Annotated in this window: 24 protein-coding genes; 18 read left to right on the top strand and 6 right to left on the bottom strand. The window is 50.3% G+C overall.

Features of this window, described 5'->3' with window-relative positions; genetic code table 11:
* Positions 1 to 10 precede the first annotated feature (10 nt).
* Positions 11 to 814: a lipid II flippase family protein gene (locus tag Q5741_RS02150; RefSeq protein ID WP_305022392.1), complete on the top strand. Its 804-nt coding sequence runs from the start codon at positions 11 to 13 to the stop codon at positions 812 to 814.
* 156 nt (positions 815 to 970) lie between these two features.
* Here Q5741_RS02150 and Q5741_RS02145 read toward each other — a convergent pair whose 3' ends face one another.
* The gene (locus Q5741_RS02145; RefSeq protein ID WP_305022391.1) at positions 971 to 1,525 is read right to left on the bottom strand and encodes an undecaprenyl-diphosphatase; all 555 of its coding nucleotides are present in this window, start codon (positions 1,523 to 1,525) and stop codon (positions 971 to 973) included.
* 185 nt (positions 1,526 to 1,710) lie between these two features.
* On the opposite strand from Q5741_RS02145, the gene Q5741_RS02140 reads away from it, so the two are divergent.
* Entirely contained in the window at positions 1,711 to 2,691 is a 981-nt protein-coding gene (locus Q5741_RS02140) for an LCP family protein (RefSeq protein WP_305022390.1), read from the top strand.
* Positions 2,692 to 2,773: 82 nt separating this feature from the next.
* Here Q5741_RS02140 and msrA read toward each other — a convergent pair whose 3' ends face one another.
* Both msrA and Q5741_RS02130 read right to left on the bottom strand, forming a co-directional pair.
* On the bottom strand, positions 2,774 to 3,763 hold the full coding sequence (gene msrA, locus Q5741_RS02135) for a peptide-methionine (S)-S-oxide reductase MsrA (protein WP_305022389.1): 990 nt from the start codon (positions 3,761 to 3,763) through the stop codon (positions 2,774 to 2,776).
* 96 nt (positions 3,764 to 3,859) lie between these two features.
* Positions 3,860 to 4,492, bottom strand: coding sequence for a TVP38/TMEM64 family protein (locus tag Q5741_RS02130; protein WP_305022388.1), 633 nt, complete (start codon positions 4,490 to 4,492; stop codon positions 3,860 to 3,862).
* A gap of 363 nt (positions 4,493 to 4,855) precedes the next feature.
* Between Q5741_RS02130 and Q5741_RS02125 the strand changes: the two genes are divergently transcribed.
* The 3 genes from Q5741_RS02125 (at position 4,856) to Q5741_RS02115 (ending at position 7,015) form a co-directional block, all read left to right on the top strand.
* Positions 4,856 to 5,545, top strand: coding sequence for a TerC family protein (locus Q5741_RS02125; protein WP_305022720.1), 690 nt, complete (start codon positions 4,856 to 4,858; stop codon positions 5,543 to 5,545).
* 121 nt (positions 5,546 to 5,666) lie between these two features.
* Positions 5,667 to 6,605 (top strand): Gfo/Idh/MocA family protein, encoded by a 939-nt coding sequence (locus Q5741_RS02120; protein ID WP_305022387.1) that lies wholly within the window; start codon positions 5,667 to 5,669, stop codon positions 6,603 to 6,605.
* A gap of 71 nt (positions 6,606 to 6,676) precedes the next feature.
* Positions 6,677 to 7,015, top strand: a complete 339-nt coding sequence (locus tag Q5741_RS02115) for a hypothetical protein (protein WP_305022386.1) — start codon at positions 6,677 to 6,679, stop codon at positions 7,013 to 7,015.
* A gap of 66 nt (positions 7,016 to 7,081) precedes the next feature.
* On the opposite strand, the gene Q5741_RS02110 is transcribed toward Q5741_RS02115, so the two are convergent.
* Positions 7,082 to 7,900 carry a helix-turn-helix domain-containing protein gene (locus tag Q5741_RS02110; RefSeq protein ID WP_305022385.1) on the bottom strand — a complete coding sequence of 273 codons (819 nt, stop codon included), beginning with the start codon at positions 7,898 to 7,900 and terminating at the stop codon, positions 7,082 to 7,084.
* A 181-nt stretch (positions 7,901 to 8,081) separates the two neighbouring features.
* On the opposite strand from Q5741_RS02110, the gene Q5741_RS02105 reads away from it, so the two are divergent.
* The 7 genes from Q5741_RS02105 to Q5741_RS02075 all read left to right on the top strand — a co-directional run bounded on the left by Q5741_RS02105 (position 8,082) and on the right by Q5741_RS02075 (position 14,366).
* Complete coding sequence (locus Q5741_RS02105) at positions 8,082 to 9,197, top strand: Gfo/Idh/MocA family protein (protein WP_305022384.1); 1,116 nt, start codon at positions 8,082 to 8,084, stop codon at positions 9,195 to 9,197.
* A 20-nt stretch (positions 9,198 to 9,217) separates the two neighbouring features.
* A complete protein-coding gene (locus Q5741_RS02100) occupies positions 9,218 to 9,982 on the top strand; it encodes a sugar phosphate isomerase/epimerase family protein (RefSeq protein WP_305022383.1) in 765 nt (254 codons plus the stop codon).
* Positions 9,975 to 11,057, top strand: coding sequence for a Gfo/Idh/MocA family protein (locus Q5741_RS02095; protein WP_305022382.1), 1,083 nt, complete (start codon positions 9,975 to 9,977; stop codon positions 11,055 to 11,057). Before Q5741_RS02100 ends, Q5741_RS02095 begins: the two co-directional genes overlap by 8 nt.
* A gap of 63 nt (positions 11,058 to 11,120) precedes the next feature.
* A complete protein-coding gene (locus Q5741_RS02090; protein WP_305022381.1) occupies positions 11,121 to 12,089 on the top strand; it encodes a sugar phosphate isomerase/epimerase family protein in 969 nt (322 codons plus the stop codon).
* Positions 12,090 to 12,119: 30 nt separating this feature from the next.
* A complete protein-coding gene (locus Q5741_RS02085; RefSeq protein ID WP_305022380.1) occupies positions 12,120 to 12,848 on the top strand; it encodes a ThuA domain-containing protein in 729 nt (242 codons plus the stop codon).
* 296 nt (positions 12,849 to 13,144) lie between these two features.
* Positions 13,145 to 13,474 carry a winged helix-turn-helix transcriptional regulator gene (locus Q5741_RS02080; RefSeq protein ID WP_305022379.1) on the top strand — a complete coding sequence of 110 codons (330 nt, stop codon included), beginning with the start codon at positions 13,145 to 13,147 and terminating at the stop codon, positions 13,472 to 13,474.
* 190 nt (positions 13,475 to 13,664) lie between these two features.
* Positions 13,665 to 14,366, top strand: coding sequence for a hypothetical protein (locus tag Q5741_RS02075; protein WP_305022378.1), 702 nt, complete (start codon positions 13,665 to 13,667; stop codon positions 14,364 to 14,366).
* Between the two features lie 23 nt (positions 14,367 to 14,389).
* On the opposite strand, the gene Q5741_RS02070 is transcribed toward Q5741_RS02075, so the two are convergent.
* Both Q5741_RS02070 and Q5741_RS02065 read right to left on the bottom strand, forming a co-directional pair.
* A complete protein-coding gene (locus tag Q5741_RS02070; RefSeq protein WP_305022377.1) occupies positions 14,390 to 14,650 on the bottom strand; it encodes a hypothetical protein in 261 nt (86 codons plus the stop codon).
* 497 nt (positions 14,651 to 15,147) lie between these two features.
* Positions 15,148 to 15,873, bottom strand: coding sequence for a Crp/Fnr family transcriptional regulator (locus tag Q5741_RS02065; protein WP_305022376.1), 726 nt, complete (start codon positions 15,871 to 15,873; stop codon positions 15,148 to 15,150).
* A 252-nt stretch (positions 15,874 to 16,125) separates the two neighbouring features.
* Here Q5741_RS02065 and adhE point away from each other — a divergent pair, with 252 nt between their 5' ends.
* From adhE to yidD, 6 genes are all read left to right on the top strand, one after another.
* Positions 16,126 to 18,735 carry a bifunctional acetaldehyde-CoA/alcohol dehydrogenase gene (gene adhE, locus Q5741_RS02060; RefSeq protein ID WP_305022375.1) on the top strand — a complete coding sequence of 870 codons (2,610 nt, stop codon included), beginning with the start codon at positions 16,126 to 16,128 and terminating at the stop codon, positions 18,733 to 18,735.
* A 191-nt stretch (positions 18,736 to 18,926) separates the two neighbouring features.
* On the top strand, positions 18,927 to 21,188 hold the full coding sequence (gene pflB, locus Q5741_RS02055; RefSeq protein ID WP_305022374.1) for a formate C-acetyltransferase: 2,262 nt from the start codon (positions 18,927 to 18,929) through the stop codon (positions 21,186 to 21,188).
* A gap of 41 nt (positions 21,189 to 21,229) precedes the next feature.
* On the top strand, positions 21,230 to 21,979 hold the full coding sequence (pflA, locus tag Q5741_RS02050; protein WP_305022373.1) for a pyruvate formate-lyase-activating protein: 750 nt from the start codon (positions 21,230 to 21,232) through the stop codon (positions 21,977 to 21,979).
* A gap of 287 nt (positions 21,980 to 22,266) precedes the next feature.
* Positions 22,267 to 24,969, top strand: a complete 2,703-nt coding sequence (locus Q5741_RS02045) for a stalk domain-containing protein (protein ID WP_305022372.1) — start codon at positions 22,267 to 22,269, stop codon at positions 24,967 to 24,969.
* A gap of 194 nt (positions 24,970 to 25,163) precedes the next feature.
* Entirely contained in the window at positions 25,164 to 25,625 is a 462-nt protein-coding gene (locus Q5741_RS02040; protein WP_305022371.1) for a Fur family transcriptional regulator, read from the top strand.
* 35 nt (positions 25,626 to 25,660) lie between these two features.
* Positions 25,661 to 25,921, top strand: coding sequence for a membrane protein insertion efficiency factor YidD (gene yidD / locus Q5741_RS02035; protein ID WP_305022719.1), 261 nt, complete (start codon positions 25,661 to 25,663; stop codon positions 25,919 to 25,921).
* The last annotated feature ends 86 nt before the right edge of the window (positions 25,922 to 26,007 follow it).

The following is a 26,007-nucleotide window of genomic DNA, read 5'->3' as shown; positions in this document are numbered from 1 at the left end:
TGGGAAGGAGATGGTGAAAATGGTACTCATGTGGGGCGCTATTTTGTTGTTCACGCTGACCATACATACAGCGGACAGTCTGTCCTATGCACTGCGGCTGGGCGGATTGCGGGCTCGGCGCATCGGGCTGGCGCTATCCCTGGCCGGTATGCTGCTGCTGGTCTCGCGTACCTCTAACATGGCTCAGGGGCCCATGATCGGGAGATTGGTGGATCATGCGAAGTCTGCCGCGGACGGAGGAGGTTTGGCTTCCGGCCTCCACATAGTGATGGCCGCAGCTGCGGCCGGAACCGTGCTTGCTATGCTGCTGTTTCCCAGTGTGGTGCGCATTTCGGCCCGGCTGGTGGTTCATCTGGAGAGCGCGGGTTCCTTTCCGGCCCTTCTGCGCCGTGTCCTGATTCCAGCCCGGCTGAAGAATATTTCCTTCTACATCAGGCTGCCCAGGCTGTATATGGTGCGGACCTTACTCGACGGGAATCTGCCGCGCAGATTGATGGTCATGAATATGACGGTGACGGCTATCTATACGACCGGCGTATTGTCTTCGCTGTATGCTTCTTATCTGTGGCCAGCGCACAGCACCAGTATGTCCATGTCCTCCGGACTCATTAATGGCTTGGCTACAATTCTGCTGACGCTGCTCATCGATCCGAAACTGGCGATCCTCTCTGAACGTTCACTCCGCGGCGAACTGCGGCTGAGCCAGATGAACCGGACTTTCGGCCTCATGATGTGTTCACGTTTGGCCGGAACCCTGCTGGCACAGCTGCTGCTCGTGCCATTCGCCTATTGGCTGGGCTGGCTGCTGGGCTGACATATAGAACTTTTTCATATGGAGATTCCGTATGAACTGATTGAACGGGCCAGTGTGTAATTCTGCCGATTGGCCCTTTGAAGAGGAAAGGCGCCCCGTCTCCGGGATCATGAGGAGAAAGGGCGCCTTTTACTATGGAGATCAATTGAGAGCAGATTAAGAACGTATCATCTTCCGGTACATCTGGATGAAAAAGTCAGGAACCGCCGAGGTAAAAGAACGGGTATAGAACAGAAGCGACGAAAGGATAACCGCAAACACGGCGCCGCCCAGGATATCAGCGGGATAGTGAACGCCGACATAGACACGGGAAAGGCCGATCAGAACAGCCAGAATCAGCATCACACGGCCGACGGGCCGGTTGATTGCAAAGGACAGGAAGGCGAGCGTAAAGGCAAAAGCCGCGTGCTTGCTCGGGAAAGATCCATCCGGTGTATGGTCAATCAGCTGGTGGACACTGTGCTCTGTGAACGGCCGGGGATGACCAATCCAAGGGGCAATCACTATTTTGGTTGAAAGTACAGCAAATGCTGCGCCAATGAACGCATAGACCACCATGCGCTGCTGCTTCCTGTTTCCACGAATCCAGACCAGGGCCAGTACGACAATCATAATCCAGATGGCGTATTTGGATAAAAAGATAAACGCATCATCCAGCAGGGGATTCTGGTCCGCAAAACGGTTAATCCATGTAAATACTTCATAATTCATCGTCCATACTCCTTGTGTAACATAATCTTTTCGCAGTCTGCATGATATAAAATTAGACAAAAACTATCGTTATGTCAAATTTAAAAGAAAAGTTCATTCTAAACGAAATCAAAGGTGAAATTTATGAATCTATTTGTTAAAATGCTTGAGGGAAAGTGATCATGAAGGAAAGGTTGTGGGCAAACGTGAAAAAAAAGTGGCTGAAGCTGACGCTTCTCACATTCAGCATAGGGATTCTGGCTGTGATTTCCATCTATGCTTATTCCATTATTAAATTCTCTAACGCTATCTCTACGACTGCAGCATCTACAGCAGCAGACCGTTCTTCTGCAGCAGACAGCTCCTCTTCTGCAGAAGAGAATGTCACCATTCCCAAGTGGGAGGGCAAGGAGCGAGTGAATGTCCTCATTCTCGGCGGTGATTCGAGGGGCGATGACGCGGGACGGTCGGACTCTGTTATGGTTTTGTCGATCGATCCGTCCTCGAAGAAGGTTCACCTGTTCTCCGTGCTGAGGGATACCTATGTCGATATTCCCGGCCATGGCCGCGGAAGATTGAATGCCGCCTTTGCTTACGGCGGTACGGAGCTGACCCGTCAGACTGTCAGCAAACTGTTGGGCATTACGATTCATAACTACATATACACGGACTTCAACGGATTCATCTCGCTGGTGGATGCGCTTGGCGGAGTTGATATTGAAGTAGAGAAGGATATGTACTATACCGATTCTGCGGATAAGCATATGTATGATATTGATCTCAAAAGTGGGCTTCAGCATATGGACGGAAAGACCGCATTGCAGTATGTCAGGTTCCGACATGACGCCACCTCGGACTTTTCCCGAACCGAACGCCAGCGTAATTTTCTTACACAGGTCGCTAATAAAATGCAATCTACTTCAACCATCTTCAAGATTCCGGGCATCCTGAATGCGATTGCACCTTATATCCAGACCGATCTCAGTCCGACCCAAATGCTGAAGCTGGCATCTCTTGGCATGGACCTGGATGTGAAAGGGATGGACCGCCAGCAGCTGCCGCCTTATTCCCTGCTTAAGAACGAAGTCGTGGGGGGAGCTCAGGTGCTGGGAGTAAACAAGAAGAGTCTGCAGCAGTATGTGCAGCAAGTATTTGAGAAAGATGCCGCGGAAGAAAAGCAACAGTAAGGCTCAGACAAAAATGAGGTATACCAAATAGGCTGCCGGGAAGTTCACCGGCAGCCTAGATTTTATTTTGTTCATGATTATTTTACAGCGTAGTCTGCTCATCCTCGAACAGGTAAGCATATTCACCGTAGCCTTCTTGCTCCAGCTCTTCCTTCGGCACAAACCGAAGGGCTGCAGAGTTGATGCAGTACCGCAGACCGTCTGGACCCGGACCGTCATCAAATACGTGTCCCAGATGGGAGTCGGATTCGTTGCTTCGTACTTCCGTACGGATCATAAAGTGACTGAGGTCGGTTTTCTCCTTTACACTGTAGCTGCGCAGCGGACGCGTGAAGCTCGGCCAGCCGCAGCCGGCATCGTATTTGTCACGGGAGCTGAACAGAGGCTCACCGGATACGATATCGACATAGATGCCTTCACCGTGATGGTCCCAGAACTCGTTGCGGAAGGCAGGCTCGGTTGCGTTATTCTGCGTGACTTCATACTGAAGCGGTGTCAGGCGTTCTCTCAGCGCGGCAAGGTCTTTTTTACCCGACCAGTGGCTGTGGATAAAATCCTCTCGTCCCGACCCTTTGCGGTAACGCTTGTAGTGTGCCGGATTTTTTTTGTGATAATCCTGATGATATTCTTCCGCCTCATAGAAAGGCGCTGCAGGCAAAATCGGCGTGACAATCGGTTTGTCAAAGCGTCCGCTCTGAGCCAGGGCCTGCTTGGACGCCTCAGCCTTTACGCGCTGTTCATCAGTATGGTAGAAAATCGCTGTCTGATACGAAGATCCACGGTCATGGAACTGGCCGCCGGCATCGGTTGGATCAATCTGCTGCCAGAACAGCTCCAACAGCTTCTCATAAGGGAAGAGGGCCGGATCATAGGTGATCTGGACTGCTTCATAATGGCCTGTCGTCTCGGAGCACACTTCCTCGTAGGTTGGGTTCTCCTTGTGGCCGCCTGTATAACCGGATCTGACCTTCAAAATACCCGGCAGTTCTTCAAAAGGGGAGACCATGCACCAGAAGCATCCCCCGGCAAAAGTCGCTTTTTCGGATACGTTCGGATTATGGATGCTGCTCATAGGATCACTCCATTTCGGTATTGGTTGAATTAAAAGTTTTGCACAATCTATTATAAAGCAATTGGGCTCGAACACCAAGCCAGCAGCTCGATCGGGTCAAGAGGAAGGCTTAGAAGAGGTCTGCTTCTTGGCCAGCCAGAGGCGGTATCCCCAGAGGCTTCCCCCCGCAAGCCCCAGATAGGCAGCGAACAGGATGACAGCCTGAACAGGATGATCCAACAAGGTTCCGCCCAGAAAAGCATACAGCGCAATGCCCGGCAGCTTGCCGATTCCCGAAGCCAGGGTGTAGCTCCAGAAAGGAAATAAGGCAACACCCGCGTATACATTGACTGCAGGCTGCGGCACAATGGGCAGAAGACGGGCGATCAGAATGGCGCCGAAGGGATGTTTTTCCATAAAGTCTGTTAATCGTCCCAGACCCGGGATGCGGTCCAGATAACGTCTTCCCTGCTCCTGAAAAGCCAGTCTGACGGCCCCGTAGATCAGCACAGCAGCAGCCGTTGAGCCAATCCAGCAAATGACTGCTCCCCACCATGCCCCGTATGCATATCCAATGAGTGCAATCACCAGTTTGTACGGGATAATCGGGAACAGGGCGAGGCAGGCTGCAATCAGCACCAGCACCGGCCAGGGGTGCGGAGCACGCGCCCAGTCAAGCAATTCATATCTGTAGATAAACGCAAGGCCAAGCACCGAAACATAACCGGCGGGTATCAGCCATTTTCTCATCAGTATGACACATCCTGTCCTGCCGGCCGCCTGTTACTGCCATCAGATTTGAGTGAAATCCACTAAAGTGGACATTCACTATTCACTCTCCCTCAAAAGTGTGCTATACTGCCAGTAATAGAATAGTTCCCAAAGGGGAGTAGCTGTAGCAGTAAAGTCGTCATTACGGGATTGTATCCCCGGCTTTATTGGCAACATTCGTTGTAGCGAGACCTTTGCCGTAGTTTTTTCGTGAACTGACGGTAAAGGTCTTTTTTGATGAGTATATCACAAAAGTGCCGTTATCCGGTTTACGGAGACGGCGCTTTTTTTATTGCGGAGAACTCTATTCAGTATACCAATAAGAAGAAAAGGGTGAGAAGAATGGATCTATTCGGTATTGAGTTCTGGGCCGCGCTGTTATCTATCGTCGTCATTGACCTGGTTCTGGCAGGAGATAACGCCATCGTCATCGGTCTGGCAGCAAGGAATGTACGTAAAGAAGACCAGAAGAAAGTCATTATGTGGGGGACCGTAGGTGCTATCGTTATTCGGATTATAGCCACTCTGCTTGTGACCTACCTGCTGCAGCTGTACGGGCTGCGGTTGATCGGCGGTGCTGCCTTGATCTGGATTGCCTATAAACTGCTTATTGATGAGAAAAAGCACGAAATATCGGCAGGCAACCAGATGTGGGCCGCTATTCGGACGATTATTATTGCGGATGCCATGATGGGTCTCGATAATGTGCTGGCTGTTGCAGGTGCAGCGCATGGCGATTTCCTGCTGGTTATTATCGGCCTCGCCATATCGGTTCCGATTATGGTATGGGGAAGCACCGTGATTCTGAGGCTGACTGAACGATTCCCGCTTGTCATAGCCATTGGTGCTGCTGTATTGGCCTGGACCGCTGCGAAGATGATCGTAGCCGAACCGCTTATTAAGGAATGGTTTGCCAGCCCGGTGGCAAAGTACGGTTTCGAGGTTATTGTAGTGGCAGCTGTTGTTCTGATGGGTCTTTGGGTGAAGAAGAAAAAGCAGCAGTCCAAGCCGGACGCGGTTCATATGTCGTAAGAAAAAGTATCATGACCAGCCGTTTGCGGACATTCCGCAGGCGGTTTTTTCATGCGCCTTTTGCGTGCCGGACGTGATGCAGGTACACTAGAGTCAGCAAACAGAGAAGGTGGAATGGGGCTTGAATCAGAATAAACGTACCCGGGTGGCCATCGCCGGCCTGGGTGATATTTCGCATAAAGTGTATCTGCCGCTGTTAACGGCTCATCCGGAAGTAGAGATTGCAGGCGTTATGAATCGTTCCAGGCAGCCGGTAGAGGAAGTCATAGCCCGTTACCGTCTCCCGAAGGGGACAACGGACTTGAAAGAAATGTTATGCTGGGATCTGGACGCGGTCTTCATTCATACGGCGACAGAATCTCATTATGATATTGTCATGGCCTGTCTCGAACGGGGACTGCCGGTTTATGTGGATAAGCCGCTGTCTTATCAGCTGCGGCAGGCGGAAGAGATGGCTGCCTTCGCAGAGTCGCTGGGCGTACTGCTGGCCGTCGGCTTCAACCGCCGTTTCGCCCCGCAGTATATCCGAGCGAAGGAATGGATGACCGAGGCAGGGGGCTTCGAGCGCTGCACGGCCGTCAAGCACCGCACCTCAATACAGCAGCGTCCGAGCCGGGAGACGGTGTATGACGACCTGATTCATATGATTGATACCCTCCTGTGGCTGGGGGACAACGACTACGAGCTCATTCATCATGTACTCAAGGAGAATGAACAAGGCCGGCTGCGGCAAGCCTTTGGTACGATCCGTCTTGGTCAGGGCTTCGGCAGCTATGATATGGTGCGAAGTGCAGGCAGCGACTGGGAGCGACTGGAGCTTCACGGCAGCGGAAGATCGGCGGAGGTAACGAACTTGGAACAAGCTGTGTTCTATGCTGCAGGGGAACAGCCTCGTCGACAGGAGTTCGGCAGCTGGGACAGTCTCTTGAAGCGCAGAGGGTTTACGGGAATTGTCGATCATTTTCTGGCTGCGCTTGATGATCCCGAGCAGTGTCTGGTCCGGAGTGATCTTGTCACCGAGAGTCATCTGCTTGCAGAGCGGCTGCTTAAGACGCTGTAAGCCGCTGCGGCGGATTGGACTTGCAATACAGGAGTATTAAGATTTCATTGAAGAAGAGGAGTCTAGATGTTATGGAATATGACTATGAATACAGTGATAAAGAGCGGAAGAAGAGGATGGAGGAACAGGTGGTGGAAAGCTACCGCCAGGATGAGGACATGATGATCCTGGTGTTCGCTCAATGGTGCATCAACAACAGTCTGGACCCGGAGGAGCTGTACCGTGAGGCCTACCCGGAGCAGGAGGGCAACGAACGACTGAAGCGCTCACTTAAACTTACCGTCAGCAGAGAGGAAGCAGGACCGATTCCGGATGATACCGTGCTGGGTGTATTGTCCCTATACGGAAATGTGGATCTGGCTATGGTTGTATCGGATGCGATCGCCAGACGGCCGAAATCTAACAAATAAAATAAAACCGCAGGGAATCCATCCGGACGCCTGCGGTTTTTTGTAGTTTATGTAGTCTGTAGTCCGCTACAGCTGCTCCCGATGAATGGCCCTGAATTCCTTAGGCGCCATGCCGAAGCGGGATCGGAACACCCGGTGAAAATAGGTATAGTTGGCAAAGCCGGACGATTCGGCCACCTGTTCCAGAGACATGGGGCTGAAGATGATCCGCTCACGCGCCATGTTCAGTCGAACATCCAGAGTATACTGCATGATGCTGGTGCCGAAAGCCTCTTTGAACAAATGAACCGACCGGGATACGCTGATATCCACATGAGAAGCCACGTCTTCCAGCTTGAAGATGGAGGAGGCATTCTCCTCAATATAATTTTTCATCCGGTAGGCAAGATAACTCTGGTTGGTAGTGGTGGGATGTTCAGACAGCATGCGGTCCACTTCAAGGCAGAGTATTTTCATATAATATTCGGATATTTCAGGATAGGGATTGGAAATACGCCGCTGCTCCATGACAATTTGACGGAAAAGGCCCAGGAAGCCCTCGGTCATCTGCATTTTGACCTTGGTTGGCCGTTTGCGCCGCTTCCACCATTCGTCCGCCCAAGGGCCCCCGAAAAAGATATGATAATCTCCGCTTTCGATCAGCAGCTCGCCGAGAGGGTTCAGCTCATTGTCGATTTTGAGCTCATAATGTTCATAGGGATCAAAAATAAGCAGGTCTCCGGCCTCAACCTGTACCATCTCCTTGCCTACACGCGCCTTACAGCGGCCATCCATCTGAAGTCGGAGCAGATAGTTCTTGAGCCCTTCCGGCTGGTTGGAATAGAACGGTTTGCGGTGGAAGGAAAAACCCGCCGTTAGTACCTGGCAAGATTCATCTGAAAGCATATGTCTGTCTCCTTTTAAAACGATTGCAAAATAATGACCAGATTGTTCATGTTTTAATCATATACTTCATTTTAATCGAAATAGAATTGTAATACCATGAATATCAGTAAGAGGCAACTTCTTAAACCAGGCATCATGCATACATGGCAGCAGTGAATATATTTTAAGGAGTGAAACAGACGTGCAGAAAATGAAAGCCGGCATCATCGGATGCGGCAACATCAGCGCCGTCTACCTGAACAATCTGCGGAAGAGTCCGGTTATCGAAGTGGTGGCATTAGCAGATATGCTCGCAGAGCGTGCTCAGGCAAGGGCCGAAGAATTTGGTATTGAAAACGTATACACCGTAGATGAAATGCTTCAGCGGGAAGATATTGAACTGATCATTAACCTGACCGTGCCCGGCAGTCATGCCATGATGAATACGGCTGCACTGGAGGCCGGCAAGCATGTATACGGCGAGAAGCCGTTCTCGGTATCCCTGGAAGACGGACGCCGTGTGCTGGAGCTTGCAGAGAAGAAAGGGTTATATGCCGGATGTGCCCCGGATACGTTCCTGGGAGCAGGTATTCAGACTGCACGACGCGCCATTCTGGACGGATTAATCGGCAAGCCTATCGCTGCTACCGCCTTCTTCATGGGCCGGGGTCCTGAGTGGTGGCACCATGATCCGGAGTTTTTCTATGCGTCCGGCGGCGGCCCGATGTTCGATATGGGACCGTACTACCTGACTGCACTGGTTACATTATTAGGACCCATCCGAAGAGTAAGCGCTTCCGCGGGAATTCAGATTCCGGACCGCAAAATTCATACCGGGCCGAAGGGCGGTACACCGCTCCGGGTACAGACACCGACCCATCTGGCAGGAACACTGGATTTCAGCAATGGTGCAATCGCAAGCATGATCACCAGCTTTGATATCCGCGGTACCTCGGATCTGCCGAGAATGGAGATCTATGGTACAGAAGGGACCCTCAGTGTACCGGATCCGAATGATTTCAGCGGCGAGGTGAAGCTGCGCCGATTCGGGGAAGAAGAATGGGTTACTATTGAACCCGTCTTTGAATGCAGCGTGAATGAGAGAGGGCTTGGCGCCAACGAGATGGTAAATGCAATCCGTGCCGGACGCAAGCATCAGGCCAGCGGCGAGCTTGGCTACCATGTGCTGGAGGCCATGCGTGCATTTGAGAAATCCTCCCTGGATGGCAAGCACATCCAGCTGGAGAGTACCTATACCCAAGACGAGGATTTCAGGCTGGATACGAAACTGCTGCCCCAGCCCAAGCAAGAACAATAAGATGTCGAGGTGAGTGAAAGATGGCAAAAGTAGGACTGCAACTCTATACACTACGTGATCAGCTGGAACAGGATTTTGAAGGAACCCTTCGCCAGGTGGCGGAGCTGGGTTATCAGGGAGTCGAATTTCATAACTTCTTCGGCAGGACAGCTGAACAGGTGAAATCGCTGCTGGATGAGCTGGGACTGGTCGCACTTGGCGCACATGTACAATATACCCGACTGCTTGAACACCTCGATGAGGAAATTGCCTATCACAAGGCGATCGGCAATGCATTACTGATTGTTCCGTTTTTGTCCGAGGAGCAGCGCAATTGGGAAGAAGTATTTTCTTCTCTGAAAGAGCTGGGTGATCAGTGTCAGGCACAAGGCATGACGCTCGCTTATCACAACCATGACTTTGAATTCACAGCTTCTTATGGAGAGCAGACGGTATTTGACGCAATGTATGAGACGGTACCTGCTTCCCTGCTGAAGGTTGAACTGGATACCTGCTGGGTTCATTTCGGCGGATATGATCCGGTGGAATACATTCACAAGTACGCCGGCCGGCTGCCAGTCATTCATCTGAAGGATGCACGCCGTGAAGGTGAAGGCGTACAGACCGTAGAGCTGGGACAGGGTGAAGTGGATCTGAAACCGATCGCTGATGCAGCGATTGAAGAACAAGTACAGTGGATTGTGGTTGAACAGGATTTCTGTCAGAACCCTCCTCTTCAAAGTATCGAAACCAGTATGCAATGGATCAAAAATTACATTACCCAGGGAGGACAATTACATGTCTAAAAAATTGCGGATTGCGATTATCGGATGCGGCGGCATCGCTAACGGAAAGCACATGCCAAGTTTGGCCAAACAGGATAAGGCAGAAATGGTTGCCTTCTGTGACATCGTGAAGGAGCGTGCAGAAGAAGCGGCTGCCCAGTTTGGTGCAGAAGGCACAAAAGTCTATGACGATTACCGTGAACTGCTGAAGGACAGCAGCATTGATGTGATCCATGTCTGCACACCTAACGATTCCCACGCTGAAATTACGGTTGCGGCCCTGGAATCCGGGAAGCATGTACAGTGTGAGAAGCCTATGGCGAAGACAGCGGCTCAAGCCCGCGAAATGCTGGATGCAGCCAAACGTACAGGCAAAAAGCTATCAATCGCTTACCAGAACCGCTTCCGCGATGACAGCCTGTACCTGAAGCAGCTTATTGAAGAAGGCGAGCTTGGTGACATCTATTACGGCAAGGCCATTGCGCTTCGCCGCCGTGCCGTCCCAACCTGGGGCGTATTCCTGGACGAAGAGAAACAGGGAGGCGGACCGCTGATCGACATCGGCACGCATGCACTTGACCTGACGCTGTGGCTGATGGATAACTACAAGCCGAAGAGTGTCATGGGCTCGACGTTCCACAAGCTCGGCCAGCGTGAGAACGCAGCCAATGCATTTGGTCCTTGGGATCCAGAGCAATTCAAGGTTGAAGATTCGGCTTTCGGCTTCATCACCATGGAGAACGGCGCAACAATCGTGCTGGAATCCAGCTGGGCCCTGAACGTGGTTGAATTCGGTGAAGCGAAGACTCTTCTCGCAGGTACTGAGGGCGGAGCTGATATGACGAACGGGCTGCGTCTGAACGGGGAGAAGAACAGCCGTCTCTATGATACGAACGTAAACCTTGGTGCAGGCGGCGTAGCTTTCTATAACGGCGGAGCCGAGAACGAAGCAGATCGTGAAGCCAGAATGTGGATCGAAGCGGTGCTGGAAGATAAGGAGCCGCTGGTTAAGCCGGAACAGGCTCTGGTGGTTACTGAAATTCTTGAAGCGATCTACGAATCAGCCAAGACAGGTAAGGCTGTGTACTTCGATTAATTCATCAGAGACTTTAATGATCGCAGATTATACGAATTTAAATTCGCACGAGGAGGGCTAGCCATGAAACTTGGAGTATTTTTGGTACTGTTCGGAGGACGTAAACTGGAAGAGGCGCTTGACTTTGTTGCTTCCCGCGGCCTGAAAGCCGTAGAGATCGGTACAGGAGGGTATCCGGGTAACGCGCATTGTAATCCGGACCTGCTGTTGGAGAACGAGACGGCACTCAAGGAATTCAAGCACGCAGTGGAGTCCCGCGGCCTGATCATCAGTGCATTGAGCTGCCACGGCAACGCGCTTCATCCACAGAAGCAGATTGCTCAAGGATTTCATGATGCTTTTGTCAAGACGGTTCAGCTCGCCGAGAAGCTGGAAGTACCGGTCGTTAATACGTTCTCCGGTCTGCCTGGTGATCACGAGGATGCCAAGTATCCGAACTGGCCGGTAGCGCCATGGCCGAATGATTTTCAGGAGGTTCTGAAATGGCAGTGGGAGAACAAGGTGATCCCGTATTGGAAGGAATGGGGACAGTTCGCCGCAGACCGTCAAGTGAAGATTGGTCTGGAGCTTCACGGAGGTTTCTCTGTGCACACGCCTGCTACGCTGCTCCGTCTGCGTGAAGCAGCCGGGGAAGTAATCGGAGCGAACCTCGACCCAAGCCACATGTGGTGGCAGGGAATTGATCCTGTTCAGGCAGTTCAGATTCTGGGACGGGAGAACGCGATTCATCACTTCCATGCGAAGGATACGACGATTGACCCGGTTAATGTGAACCGCCATGGTGTAACCGATATGCAGGAATATAGCCAAATGATGGATCGTGCCTGGCAGTTCCGTACAGTCGGTTACGGGCATGATATTAAAACCTGGGCCGATATTATCAGCGCATTACGACTTGTAGGCTATGACTATGCCGTTAGTATAGAGCATGAAGACGGACTGATGTCTGTCGAGGAAGGCTTTACAAAAGCCGTCCAAAATCTTCAACAGGTCCTGATTGAAGAACCGCTGGGAGATATGTGGTGGGTTTAATTTAGGGCTTTAATTTAGGGGGAAATCAACATGATTAACGTCACCATCTGGAATGAATTTGTTCACGAGAAAATCCATGACGAAGTAAAAAGTGTATATCCGGAAGGGCTGCACAAGGCACTTGCTGATGGTCTGAACGGCGAAGGCTTTGCGATCCGCACGGCCACTCTGGACCAGCCGGAACATGGTCTTACGGATGAAGTACTGGACAGCACGGATGTGCTGCTGTGGTGGGGCCACATGGCTCACGACCGGGTAAGCGATGAGATCGCAGCCAAGGTTGCTGAACGTGTGCGCGGCGGCATGGGCTTTATTGTCCTGCACTCCGGACATTTCAGCAAACCGTTCAAGCGTCTGATGGGCACAAGCTGTGACCTTAAATGGCGAGTGGCCGGCGAGCAGGAAATCATCTGGACCGTCAATCCGACGCACCCGATTTGCGACGGCGTGGACAGCCGAATCATTCTGGAGCACGAAGAGATGTACGGAGAGTTCTTCGACATCCCGGCACCGGATGAGCTGGTCTTCATCAGTAACTTCCAGGGCGGGGAGGTCTTCCGGAGCGGTTGCACATTCACCAGAGGCGCCGGCAAAATCTTTTACTTCCGCCCGGGTCATGAGACCTACCCGACCTATTATCAGCCAGAGGTGTTAAAAGTCATTCGGAATGCAATCAAGTGGGCACATCCTGCCCGGAATGCCAAGCAGCAGTTCGGCAAAAGTGAACCTGTCAGACCATTTGGTGGCGTGTTGGTGTAAACCTGTTTACAGTAATTCTTATTATGAAGCAAGCAAGGCGGGGCCCAAGGGCCCCGTTTTCTGTTATCACAGGTGGTAAAGCGGGTTAGGCGTGTTGAATTGCAAAAGAGAGGGTATATTATTTATAATGTTTGTACTACTGTGGAGAAGTGCCGAAGTGAAGCCATAATTGAATAGCAAAATCCAAAGATTACATGAAATTAGTGGTTTTCAACCCGCATAAAATATGGTAAAATTAAATATACTAACAAATTGTAAGTTTACAAATAGAGTGACCAGCTAAAGAGGTGAATATGATGGAGGGTCAAGACATCCGGATGTGTCCTCGCTTTGAGAGCGCATTCTCATTTTTGGGTAAACGCTGGAACGGACTGATTATTAATTCTTTGATGAGTGGTCCCAAGCGGTTTAAAGATATCTCCAACCTGATTCCAACCATGAGTGATAAGATGCTGTCGGAGCGTATGAAGGATCTGGAAAGCGAAGGCATTCTCGTGCGCCATGTTTATCCGGAGACGCCAGTACGCATTGAATATGAACTGACCGACAAAGGCCGTGCACTTCGTCCGGTTATGGACCAGGTACAATCCTGGGCTGAACAGTGGGTAGACCAGCCGCATGATTAATATGCGGAGGCTGAAGGGAAACAGAAGAGAACAGGCTGAACAGTGAAGGATTTGTAATCCGACCTGTGCGGCCTGTTCTTTTTTGATTTATTGGAGTTCCTCGCAAAATTCCTTTATCTGTCGGTTTATGGCATAATGATAGAATAGGGTAAGGGAGAAAGAGACAACACGTTTGAACGTGAGGTGACCTATGAAACTTAATAAACGATATTACACATGGGGGCTGGGAGGCCTTCTGCTGTTGGCGGGCTGCAGCAGCCAAGAGGCATCTGCAGTACCCATCGTAGGCCAGAGCATGTCCGACGACATCACCATCCAGATGGATGGCAGATCCTTGCTGCCACAGCTGACGAAGACGTTGAAGATTAATTATAAGGACGGCCTGACCATAGCCGAAGTATTGAGGAACGAAGGACAGATGCGGCTGTCGGATGACGGAATGCACATATCGGCTGTGGCCGGGACGACGCTGGATCCTTCACTGGCATGGAAAATTCAGCTGAATGGGCATAGCGTTGTCCCAGAGCAGTGGAAGCAGAAGCTGGATAAGAAGGACAACCTGCAGATCGAGCTTACAGCCGTGCAAAGAAATCCGAAGGACAAGCCGCAGTCGGCCAGACTCTCGGTAAACGGGGGAACCCTGAATCCCGGGCTGAGCCGTGCTTATATTAATGTATTCCATGATAGTCTGACCGTAAGAGATATTCTGGTGAACAGCGGACTGGTAAAGCTGAATGACAATAATAAAGCCGTAGTGTCCGTAGAAGGATACAGCCCGCGTGTGAATGAACAGTGGATCTTAAAGGTGAATAATAAACAGCTGATCACTAACGGTCTGGATATGAAGCTGCAGCCTCAGGACATCGTGGAGATTGAGCTGGCATCCACGTGAGGGCCGCAGCATGTTGGAGAAACTCACCAGCCCCGTCTCGTGGCGGTCTTATACGTGCCTGCCGGCTGCAGTCTCGCAAGCTGGGCCTCCAGCTGCTGAGAGACTTGCTGGAATGAGCCTTTGCAGCTGCGGCATAAGCGGCCGTCCCGGATCGGGCCATGACAGGATTCACACGGGTAGGTTAAATTTTTATATACTTTAGGAATTTTGCCCTGCTTGATAAAAGTAATGATTTCCCCTTCGGTAACTCCTACCGCATCCTGTAGTTCTTTGGTTGTGGTCAAAGGGTATCTCCAGAGATAATCATTGCAGCGCTGGATACGATGATCGAGCTCGGAGCTGCATGTAACACAGAGTTTCCGCAGGTTGATGTGATAGATAGCTCCGCAGCTGGGACAGTTAGCGACATGAAGGTTCATAGGAATCATTCCTTAAACTTGGAGTGAGTACCACGGATAACTAATTCTAAAGTCTTATATTAAGTCTTTAGTAGTGGTTATATATTACTATGGCGCCATCCATTTAGCAATATACTAGGAGGAGACTCGCGAAGTCTTCTTTTGTTGTTTACCCGTTTATATTATTTTTATTCACCATAAGACTTTTTAATGAGACTTTTCATAGAAGACTTTTTTATGAATGATAAGAGGAAGGCTGGGGAAATTTCCCTAAGGGAGGATACAGCCGTTCAGTAAGAAAGCAAAAAGCCGGCCACCCCAGGCGTCCGGCTTTTTGCATATAATGAAGTTGTTTGCAGAATGGGCAGAGAATAAGTATGAAATCAGATCCGGCATATTTCTTTGGGACAAAGCTCACAATGGCAGACGCCGCGCAGCATTTCAAGGTCCTTCACCACGATCATGCCTCCATCATATTCGACAGCTTCTTTTTTGCGCAGGTCACTCAGCATCCGGTTAACGCTTTCCCGGGTAGCTCCGATCATATTGGACAGGTCCGTATGGGTAATTTTTTTGCGGATAAGAATGTCGTTCCCGTGCGGCTCCCCGTAAGTATTGCACAAGCGGATGAGTGTGGAGCAGAGGGCCCCGGGTTTGCCGTACATCATCAAATCGCGGAATTTCGTCTGGGTCAATCGGTGGTGAACGCCCATCCATTTCATAAAATCAATGGCGAAGTCGCAGTGCTGACAGATCAGCAGCTCAATATCCTTGTAATCAACAGCGCCTACTTCGGTATCTTCGAGCACTTCAGCCGAGAAGGTATGGCGTGTGCCAAAGAACGGATCGGCCTGCCCGATCATATCTCCGGACTGATACATATAGAGAATGAGTTCTTTTCCTTCATCCGTTGTTTTGGTAATTTTTACCCGGCCTTTTTTAAGAAAGAACATTTTGTCCGAGGTATCACCTTCCCAGAACAGATGGGAACCTTCCGGTACGATGCGGTCCTTCATAACCGAAGCCAGCAGCTTGAAGCTGACGGGCGAGAAGCAGGAGGTGTTGCCGGCATGGTCTATGGTATGTGTGGTTTCAGCAGGGTTTCTCATTACACTATCCCCTTTTTAATCTAATCTAACTTTTGTAATTCAAATTCATTATATACCTGAGTTTTTGATTTGAGTTGGTCGGCACAGCGGGAAAAGTGGCGAATTTTCAAACTTTGTGATTATTTTCACTAAATAAATTTAAAAATGCAGATAACTGTGAAGTAGATCACAATTTTATGGATTAGGTCGTGTTACGATGTGCTCGTAAAGTTAAGCAAGAGAAAAAAGACACCTGACAGGAGGATGAGGGAGATGGCTGTTAAGAACGAAGTCGCCCCAACAAAAGAAGTTTCCGCAGAGCAATATATTCAAACACTGGTGGATCGCGCCAACAAAGCTCATCAGGCATTCATGAGTATGACACAGGAACAGATTGACGAGATCGTACAGGCTATGGCATTGGCAGGTCTCGATAAACACATGGCTCTTGCCAAAATGGCCGTAGAAGAAACCGGCCGTGGTGTGTATGAAGACAAAATTACCAAAAACATCTTTGCTACAGAATATATTTATCACAGCATTAAATATGACAAAACAGTAGGGGTTATTGAATCCAACGAGTTTGACAGCTTTGAGAAAATTGCTGAACCGGTCGGGATTATCATGGGGATTACACCTGTAACCAATCCGACGTCCACTACCATGTTCAAAGCTTTGATCGCTATTAAAACACGTAACCCGATCATCTTCGGCTTCCACCCGTCCGCACAGCAGTGCAGCCAGGAAGCAGCCAAAATTCTGCTCGAAGCTGCTGTGAAACACGGCGCGCCAGCTGACTGTATCCAATGGATCGAAGCTCCTTCCATGGACAAAACCAATGCGCTGATGAACCATCCTGACGTGGCTCTGATTCTGGCCACCGGCGGCAGCGGCATGGTCAAAGCAGCCTACAGCTGCGGTAAACCTGCACTGGGAGTAGGACCGGGCAACGTGCCTGCGTTCATCGAGAAGACGGCAGATCTCAAACAGGCGGTTCAGGACGTCATTATGTCCAAATCGTTCGATAACGGTATGATCTGTGCTTCCGAGCAGGCCGTCATTATTGAAGAAGCTATTTATGAGCAGGCTAAAAAGCTGATGATTCATAACGGATGCTACTTTGTAAATAAAGAAGAAGCTGCCAAACTGACCAGCGGCGCGATGAATACGGAAAAATGTGCAGTCAATCCGGCTATCGTTGGCCAGTCTGCAGTGAAAATTGCTGAAATGTGCGGCTTCACGGTTCCGGCTGATACCAAAGTGCTGGTAGCCGAGCTGGAAGGGGTGGGACCGAAATTCCCGCTTTCTGCCGAGAAACTGAGCCCGGTGCTGGCTTGTTACAAAGTAAAAAATGCCGACCAGGGCATCGAGCGCGCAGCGCAAGTGGTTGAATTCGGCGGTATGGGGCATTCTTCGGCCATTCACTCGTATGATGATGAAATTGTCCGCAAATTCGCCAACCGTCTGCAAACCGGACGTATTATTGTGAACTCGCCTTCGACTCATGGCGCGATCGGCGACATTTATAACACCAACCTTCCTTCGCTGACCCTGGGCTGCGGCTCGTACGGACGCAACTCGACTTCGTCGAACGTATCGGCAGTAAACCTGATTAACGTGAAAAGGGTGGCAAAACGTACCGTGAATATGCAATGGTTCAAAGTACCTTCCAAAGTATACTTCGAAAAAGGCGCGACTCAATACTTGGCTAAAATGCCGGACATCAGCCGTGTAGCCATCGTGACAGACCCGATGATGGTAAAACTGGGCTATGTGGACCGGGTAACCCACTACCTTCGTCAGCGTCAAACACCGGTTGCCATTGAAGTGTTCTCGGAAGTTGAACCGGATCCATCGACAACAACGGTCGAGCGCGGTACCGAAATGATGAATCGCTTCCAGCCGGACTGCATCATTGCCCTGGGCGGCGGGTCGCCAATGGATGCGGCCAAAGGCATGTGGCTGTTCTATGAATATCCGGATACCGACTTCAACAACCTAAAACAAAAATTTATGGATATACGCAAACGGATCTACAAATACCCTCGCCTTGGTGTGAAAGCTCAATTCGTAGCGATCCCAACCACATCGGGTACAGGTTCGGAAGTGACTTCGTTCGCTGTTATTACTGACAAAAACCTGGGCAATACCAAATACCCGCTGGCAGACTATGAACTGACACCTGACGTGGCGATCATTGACCCTGAGTTCGTATACACGCTTCCTAAAACCGCTGTTGCTGACACGGGTATGGACGTATTAACTCATGCAATCGAAGCCTATGTATCGACAATGGCTAATGACTACACAGACGGTCTTGCCATCAAGGCGATCCAGCTGGTCTTCCAATATCTCGAGAAATCGGCGCTGGAAGGCGATAAACTGGCCAGAGAAAAAATGCATAACGCATCGACTATTGCGGGTATGGCATTCGCGAATGCCTTCCTCGGCATCAACCACAGCCTGGCACACAAATGGGGCGGTCAATACCACACTGCGCATGGCCGTACCAATGCCATTCTGATGCCGCACGTCATCCGCTACAATGCCAAAAAACCTACGAAATTTGCTTCGTTCCCTAAATATTCGCACTTCGTAGCGGACGAACGTTATGCAGAAATTGCACGGATTCTGGGTCTGCCTGCACGTACAACAGAAGAAGGCGTTAACAGCCTGATCGAAGCAGTGCGCAAGCTGAACAAAACACTCGGCATCGAGGAATCGTTCCAGCAGCTCGGCTTTGATCCTAAAGATTTCGAATCGCGTGTAGACTATTTGGCTGACCGTGCTTTCGAAGACCAATGTACTACGGCGAACCCTAAACTTCCGCTCGTTACTGAGCTGGCCGAAGTGTACCGTGATGCTTTCTATGGAAGATTTTAAGTAAATAGGATACCTGAGAAGGCTGTTTCCTTCGGGAAGCAGCTTTCCTGCATCCGTTGGGCAAACTACAAGTGATAAAAATCACAAACATTGTGATGTAAGTCACAGAGGCTTCTTTCGCAAAGTTCTACAATAAAAATGTAAGGTAACTGATACAAAGAGATCCAAGCTATTTTTAGGAGGGATTACAGATGTCGGTGATCGAGAAGCAAGTACAAGAGCAGCAATCTGCATGGCGTGGTTTTGATAAAGGTAAATGGACACGGGAAGTTAACGTTAACCATTTTATTGAACAGAATATAACTCCTTATCGCGGCAATGAACAGTTCCTGGCAGGGCCGACTCAGAATACATTGGACCTGTGGAAGATCGTATCGGATCTGACGAAGCAGGAGCGTGACAACGGTGGTGTGCTGGATGTCGATGTAAATACACCATCCACAATTACTTCCCACAAACCGGGCTACCTGGACAAGGAGAAGGAGCAGATTGTCGGAGTACAGACGGATGCACCGTTCAAGCGTTCCCTGCAGCCGTTCGGTGGAATCCGGATGATGATCGATGCATGCAACGCCTATGGCTTTGAGGTGCCGCAGCAGATCGTCGATATATTCACCAATATCCGGAAGACGCATAACCAAGGTGTGTTTGATGCTTATACGAGTGAAATGAGAGCAGCCCGCAAAGCGGGTATCATTACAGGTCTGCCGGATGCTTACGGCCGCGGCCGCATCATCGGTGACTACCGCCGTGCGGCGCTGTACGGCATTGATTTCTTGGTTAAACAAAAGAAACAGGAACTGAACAGCCTGGAAGTGGATGTAATCGACGAGGATGTCATCCGCCTGCGTGAAGAGCTGTCCGAACAAATCCGGGCATTGGGCGAATTGAAACAGATGGCTGCTGAGCACGGCTTTGATATTTCCAGACCGGCGCAGAATGCCAAGGAAGCTTTCCAATGGGTATATTTCGCTTACCTGGCTGCGATTAAGGAACAGAACGGTGCTGCGATGTCGCTTGGACGTGTATCCTCGTTCCTTGATATTTATGTAGAGCGTGACCTGGAGGAAGGAACATTAACCGAGCAGGAAGCTCAGGAGCTGGCCGACCATTTTGTCATGAAGCTTCGTATTGTCAAATTCCTGCGCACACCGGATTATAATGAACTGTTCAGCGGCGACCCAACTTGGGTAACAGAATCCATCGGCGGGATGTCGGTCACTGGGGAAACTCGTGTAACGAAGAACAGCTTCCGTTTCCTGCATACCCTGTACAACCTGGGACCTGCACCGGAACCGAATCTGACGGTACTGTGGTCCGAGCAGCTGCCAGAAGCTTTCAAGAAATACTGCGCCAAAGTGTCCATTGAAACCAGTGCCATCCAATATGAGAATGATGATCTGATGCGTCCGATCTACGGCGACGACTACGGTATTGCGTGCTGTGTATCCGCGATGAGAATCGGTAAACAAATGCAGTTCTTCGGTGCCCGCGCCAACCTCGCTAAAGCTCTGCTGTACGCCATTAACGGCGGTGTGGATGAAAAATCCGGCGCGCAGGTAGGTCCTGAATTCCCTGCAATTACCGCTGACGTACTGGATTACGAAGAAGTGATGAAACGCTTCAAGCCGATGATGGAATGGCTGGCGAAGCTGTATATGAATACACTCAATGTTATCCACTACATGCACGACAAATACAGCTACGAACGGATCGAAATGGCTCTGCATGACCGGGATATCCTTCGTACGATGGCATGCGGTATTGCCGGTCTGTCGGTGGCGGCTGACTCCCTGAGCGCCATCAAATATGCCAAAGTGAAACCGATTCGTAATGAACAGGGTATCGCGGTTGATTTTGAAATTGAGGGTGAATTCCCTTGTTACGGCAACAATGATGACCGTGTGGACCAGATTGCCGTCGGCCTGGTAGAGAGCTTCATGGGCATGATCCGCAAGCATAAAGCGTACCGGAATGCCGTTCCTACCCAGTCGGTTCTGACAATTACATCGAATGTGGTATATGGTAAGAAAACAGGTACTACACCGGATGGACGCAAAGCGGGTGAGCCATTCGCACCAGGGGCCAACCCAATGCACGGCCGTGACAAAAAAGGCGCATTGGCTTCGCTGAGCTCGGTTGCCAAACTGCCGTATGAACACAGCCTGGATGGCATCTCCAATACGTTCTCGATTGTTCCTAAGGCACTGGGCAAGGAAGAGGAGACCCGCACATCGAACCTGGTCAGCATGATGGACGGCTATTTCGGCAGCCATGCCCACCATTTGAACGTCAACGTCTTCAACCGCGAACAGCTGATTGATGCGATGGACCATCCGGAGAACTATCCGCAGCTGACCGTACGTGTATCGGGTTATGCCGTTAACTTCATCAAACTGACCCGCGAACAGCAGCTGGATGTTATTAACCGCACATTCCACGGCTCCATGTAATCATTCAAACTAACGCAGCGGATGCGGAAAGGAAGATCAGCATGATAAAAGGACATATACACTCACTGGAAACCTTTGGGACCGTAGATGGCCCCGGCATCCGCTTCATCTTGTTTATGCAAGGATGCCTAATGAAATGCCAATACTGTCACAACCCGGATACCTGGGCGCTGGACGGGGGACGAGAGGTCACTGTAAACGAAATTGTGGATGAAATCGAACCCTATCTGGCCTATTACCGCTCTTCAGGCGGCGGTCTGACCGTCTCCGGCGGTGAACCGACACTGCAGGCGCATTTTGTAGCTGAGGTTTTCAAGGAAGTCAAAAGACGGTGGAATCTGCATACCACACTGGACAGTAACGGCTTTAACGATGCGGATAAAATTCATGATCTTCTTGATGTGACTGACCTGGTGATGCTGGATATCAAGCACATTGATGATGAGAAGCATATCAAGCTGACTAGTAAATCGAATCAGCGGACATTGGAGACGGCTCGGTGGCTGTCCAGCCATGGACGGAAGATGTGGATCCGGCATGTATACGTACCCGGTATCCATGATCAGGAAGAGGATCTGCTGAACCTTGGCCGCTTTATCGGCACATTGGATGGTGTGGAGAAGTTTGAAATTCTGCCCTACCATCAGATGGGCATCTACAAATGGCAGGCGCTGGGACGTGTGTATCCGCTGGAGGGAGTTCCTTCCCCGACGGAGGAGGAAGTGGAGCGTGCTTATCGTCTGATCGAAGAGGGCCGGAGAGAGACGGCAGCAGCAAGAGCCGGACATTAAGAGTATAAGAATAACGATTAATCTGGAAGGGATCCTCGGATCCCTTCTTTTTGTATTTAGCTGCAAGCTGACCTTTGCTATTTGGATGTATCCTGTAACAATGGTAGAATAAGCGTTATGGCATGACCGGGCGGCTGCTTATTAATCAGAATTCTCCGTATTCATACAAAAATGGCGGTTTTTTCTTTTTGTACATAATTAGTTAGAAACTTTTTCATCCTTGCGGCGTCTAAATAGTGTGACTGAAGAGGGGAATCCAGAAATAGAACAATAGAAGGAGCTTAATCATGAATTTCAAAAAAGTAACAATGGTATCGATCCTGGCACTAGCCCAGGCGGCAGCGGTACTGCCGGCAAGCGCAGCACCGGCCGCGTCAGGTACAAGCCAGGCCTCGGTAACACAGGACACTTACGGAGCATCAAGCGGAGCACAAACGTCTTCCGTGTCTAATGTCAGCCAGACTCCAACGGCTGCGGACAGCAAGTCGGCGGCTGCAGCCAATGAGCTGATTCTGTACATGAACAGCGCGAAGATGGAGCACAATGGTGTAACGTACAAGGCGACACAGCCAATGACCGTGAAGAACGGCGTATCATACATAGGGGTTCGTTCCCTAGTGGAACGTGTCGGCTACAAGCTGCTGTATGACAACAAGACCAAAGAAACGATCATTACCTTCGGCGGCAAGGAGCTTCGTTTCAAGACCGGCAGCAATATTTACACTGTGAACGGTGTGGCAGCAACAATGAAAGGTGCGGCCTACCAGCAAAATAATGTATTTATGATTCCGCTGACATCGGTAACCCAAGCATTTAATATCCCTTATTCTGTAGATCAGCCGAACAAACGCGTTATCCTGAATCTGGCTGCAGCAGGCATTGATTTTAGTAACACCTCTGCTTCAACAACTGAGCCTGCGGGGCAGGACAGCTCTGCTGCAGGTGAGACACCAGGTACAACACCAGGTACAACACCAGGTACAACACCAGGTACAACACCAGGTACAACACCAGGTACAACGCCTCCGGATCCAACCGTGCCAGGTACAACAGCACCAACCACGACCGTGCCGGGTACGTCAGCGAATACAGCCACTTATGGTCCTAATGATCTTATTCTCTATATGAACAGTGCCAAAATGGTGCAGAACGGGGTAACTTATACGGCGACTCAGCCGATGACCGTGAAGAACGGGGTATCTTATATCGGGGTTCGTTCTCTGGTGGAACGCTTCGGCTATAAGCTGCTGTACGACAACAAAACCAAAGAAACGATCATTACGTTTGGCGGCAAAGAGCTTCGTTTCAAGACGAACAGCAGCATTTATACCATTAATGGTGTTAAATCAACCATGAAGGGTGCTGCTTATCAGCAGAAAAACGTGTTTATGATTCCGCTGACCTCGGTCACACAGGCATTTAATATTCCTTATTCGGTAGATCAGCCGAACAAGCGTGTCATTGTAAACCTGAGCTCGACCAAAAAACCGATCGCGCTGTTCAGCGTCTCACCGAAGACTGAAATCTATGCGGGTCAAACCCAGGTGACCTATACTTCGCAGGCTTCTTCTCCATCAGGGCTGCCGATCATCAACGAGAAGTGGGAAGGCCGCGAGGATATTTTCCAGGAAGCAGGCCAGCATACCATCACTTATTCGGTGCAGGATTCCAGTGGTGCATGGAGCGATCCGTTCAGCATGACCGTTGAAGTCAAAATGCCGAACCAGCCGCCGGTAGCGATGTTTACAACAGACAAGGACGTTTACAGAATGGGTGAGAAGGTCATGATCACCGACCAGAGTTCAGACGACGGCGGTGTCGACAAGCTGAAGTATTACTGGCTGAACAACCGGATGGCATTCTTCCAGCCGGGTCCTGTAACGATCCAGTTGAACGTAACCGATGAACAGGGTCTGACTTCGCAATATGAGAAGACAATTACCATTTCTAACGAAACCCTTTATACGGAACAGGACTTTTACAAAATTTTCACGCCGATCGGCGAGAAATTTACCTTCAACGGCTCTAATGTACCGAATCTGCCAAAAGTAAAGCCGGCGATTACGGATGAGCCGAGCCTGCTGATCCGCAGTAACAGCCCGGAGACCAACTATACTGAGGGTGTTGTATACCGCGAGGACAGCACAGGGCCGACCCGGATCATGGTTCACCATTTGAATGCAATCGGTAAAAACGTGAAGATTTACGTGATTGCCACGAATACAAATCCTTATCCGGCTACCCTGAATACCGAAGTAGTTGGCTTTGCGGGACCGGTTGCTTCTCCAGTAGAAGCGGGTAAGAAGTCTTCGATGCGTTATTTCCAGGACATGCAGACAGGGGCACATCGTTCGAGCACGATCCTGCAGCCTGGCGAGCAGCGTGTGATTCTCAATGATCTGAGTAACGTAACATTGAAGCCGAAGGATCTAATCTCCCTGCTGGCCGATGTGAATAGTGACGCTCAAATTCATTATGATGTTATTATGATTGACGCTGCAAAGGATCCGATTACAACGCTTCCTACACTTCCTGTTCTGGATCGAGACGGTATCCACAACCGTGGAACCTATCCTAATTCGACACGGGTCATGGAGGTTAATGATGTCGTCGGGGTGACCGAGTCCAGACTCGTTCTGGGAGACAATTCGGATGACCCGAACCTTGTCGGACACGATGGTGTTGACATGGCGGATGCTTCTAATGCCGGCAACTTCGGCGTCGTGTACAAGATCCGCTTGAACCACGTAGCACCTAATACGCTGATTACCTTTAACCCCCGCGGCGGTCAATTTGGCGGTGCGGTCATGGTGAATGGCAGTGTGGTTATGATTCCTAATAACGGTCAGGTCGAAGCACCGAATGAACAAAGTGTTCTGTTCCGCAACGGTGCCTACGAGCAGCCGGTAGAGATTTATTTCACTGCGGCTGCAGGCAGCAACCTGCCGGTCAATCTGCTGTTTACGCAGATCCCGCCGGAAAAACAATAACTGACGATTGGCTTTATCCTGAGCCCTGTGTGTGCTGACACCGCAGGGCTTTTGGTATGCGCTGATTCTGAGGAATATTGCGACGCGGCTGTCGTTATATGTTATAATTACGATTAAGTTTTAAGATGTTAAGTTCATGCTGTGCTGATCCGGCAGGTTAGCCGACAAGCAGGGTATGCCGGGAGGTTAAATGGATGCTTACCACGGAACAAATTATTGAAACGATGTCAGGACAGGGGCTCCGGATCACAGATCAGCGCAAGTCGCTTGCACAGCTGTTCGCCGAGACGGAAGGGTATTTATCCCCTAAGGATGTTTATGAATACATGTGCAAAAAATATAGTGGTCTGAGTTTTGATACGGTATATCGTAATCTGCGGGTGATGCACGAGCTGGGAGTGCTGGAGCAGATTATGTTCGAAGACGGAGCCAAATTCCGCGCTCACTGCAGTGAGGATCATCACCATCATCATATGATCTGTTTGTCCTGCCAGAAGACCGTACCTGTTAAGTTCTGTCCGATGGCCAATACGGATGTGCCGGATCAGTTTATGGTCGTGCAGCATAAGTTTGAAATGTTCGGTTATTGTAAGGGATGTCAAGAGAGCGGCGCTGCCGCCCAGGGAGCTGCCCCGGCAGGACAGGGAGGACGTTGAACGTGCAGGAAGCCAAGCGGGGTTCGCGGCGTGTGATGCAAGCACCGATACATGTGTACCGCAAATTCATTTCGCCCCTGAAGCCGGCCACCTGCCGCTTTTATCCGACCTGTTCGGCTTATGCGCTTGAAGCGATTGAGGTTCATGGTGCGCTCAAAGGGTCTATTCTGGCAGCGAAGCGTATTGCCAGGTGCCATCCTTTTCATTCTGGAGGGCTGGACCCTGTCCCGCCGCGCGCAGATTCTTCTGCACAGTCTGGTGGAGAGCGGCCGAAGGGGCAGAAGCATCCGACTTGACATTCATGTTGTAATTTCAGTATATTTTCTGTATATGAATTTCCTGTGAATGGATAAGTACGATCACCCCGTCAGCTCAGAGAGCC

Source organism: Paenibacillus lacisoli (assembly GCF_030580655.1).
Lineage (GTDB): Bacteria > Bacillota > Bacilli > Paenibacillales > Paenibacillaceae > Paenibacillus > Paenibacillus lacisoli.
Note: the sequence above shows the minus strand (reverse complement) of the source record. Positions and strands in the feature narration are given on the sequence as shown.

Coding starts and splice junctions, on each gene's coding strand:
- Q5741_RS02150 (WP_305022392.1), top strand. CDS start 11: ATGGTGAAAATGGTACTCATGTGGGGCGCTATTTTGTTGTTCACGCTG.
- Q5741_RS02145 (WP_305022391.1), bottom strand. CDS start 1,525: ATGAATTATGAAGTATTTACATGGATTAACCGTTTTGCGGACCAGAAT.
- msrA (WP_305022389.1), bottom strand. CDS start 3,763: ATGAGCAGCATCCATAATCCGAACGTATCCGAAAAAGCGACTTTTGCC.
- Q5741_RS02130 (WP_305022388.1), bottom strand. CDS start 4,492: ATGAGAAAATGGCTGATACCCGCCGGTTATGTTTCGGTGCTTGGCCTT.
- Q5741_RS02125 (WP_305022720.1), top strand. CDS start 4,856: ATGGATCTATTCGGTATTGAGTTCTGGGCCGCGCTGTTATCTATCGTC.
- Q5741_RS02115 (WP_305022386.1), top strand. CDS start 6,677: ATGGAATATGACTATGAATACAGTGATAAAGAGCGGAAGAAGAGGATG.
- Q5741_RS02110 (WP_305022385.1), bottom strand. CDS start 7,900: ATGCTTTCAGATGAATCTTGCCAGGTACTAACGGCGGGTTTTTCCTTC.
- Q5741_RS02100 (WP_305022383.1), top strand. CDS start 9,218: ATGGCAAAAGTAGGACTGCAACTCTATACACTACGTGATCAGCTGGAA.
- Q5741_RS02095 (WP_305022382.1), top strand. CDS start 9,975: ATGTCTAAAAAATTGCGGATTGCGATTATCGGATGCGGCGGCATCGCT.
- Q5741_RS02090 (WP_305022381.1), top strand. CDS start 11,121: ATGAAACTTGGAGTATTTTTGGTACTGTTCGGAGGACGTAAACTGGAA.
- Q5741_RS02085 (WP_305022380.1), top strand. CDS start 12,120: ATGATTAACGTCACCATCTGGAATGAATTTGTTCACGAGAAAATCCAT.
- Q5741_RS02080 (WP_305022379.1), top strand. CDS start 13,145: ATGGAGGGTCAAGACATCCGGATGTGTCCTCGCTTTGAGAGCGCATTC.
- Q5741_RS02075 (WP_305022378.1), top strand. CDS start 13,665: ATGAAACTTAATAAACGATATTACACATGGGGGCTGGGAGGCCTTCTG.
- Q5741_RS02065 (WP_305022376.1), bottom strand. CDS start 15,873: ATGAGAAACCCTGCTGAAACCACACATACCATAGACCATGCCGGCAAC.
- adhE (WP_305022375.1), top strand. CDS start 16,126: ATGGCTGTTAAGAACGAAGTCGCCCCAACAAAAGAAGTTTCCGCAGAG.
- pflB (WP_305022374.1), top strand. CDS start 18,927: ATGTCGGTGATCGAGAAGCAAGTACAAGAGCAGCAATCTGCATGGCGT.
- pflA (WP_305022373.1), top strand. CDS start 21,230: ATGATAAAAGGACATATACACTCACTGGAAACCTTTGGGACCGTAGAT.
- Q5741_RS02045 (WP_305022372.1), top strand. CDS start 22,267: ATGAATTTCAAAAAAGTAACAATGGTATCGATCCTGGCACTAGCCCAG.
- Q5741_RS02040 (WP_305022371.1), top strand. CDS start 25,164: ATGCTTACCACGGAACAAATTATTGAAACGATGTCAGGACAGGGGCTC.
- yidD (WP_305022719.1), top strand. CDS start 25,661: ATGCAAGCACCGATACATGTGTACCGCAAATTCATTTCGCCCCTGAAG.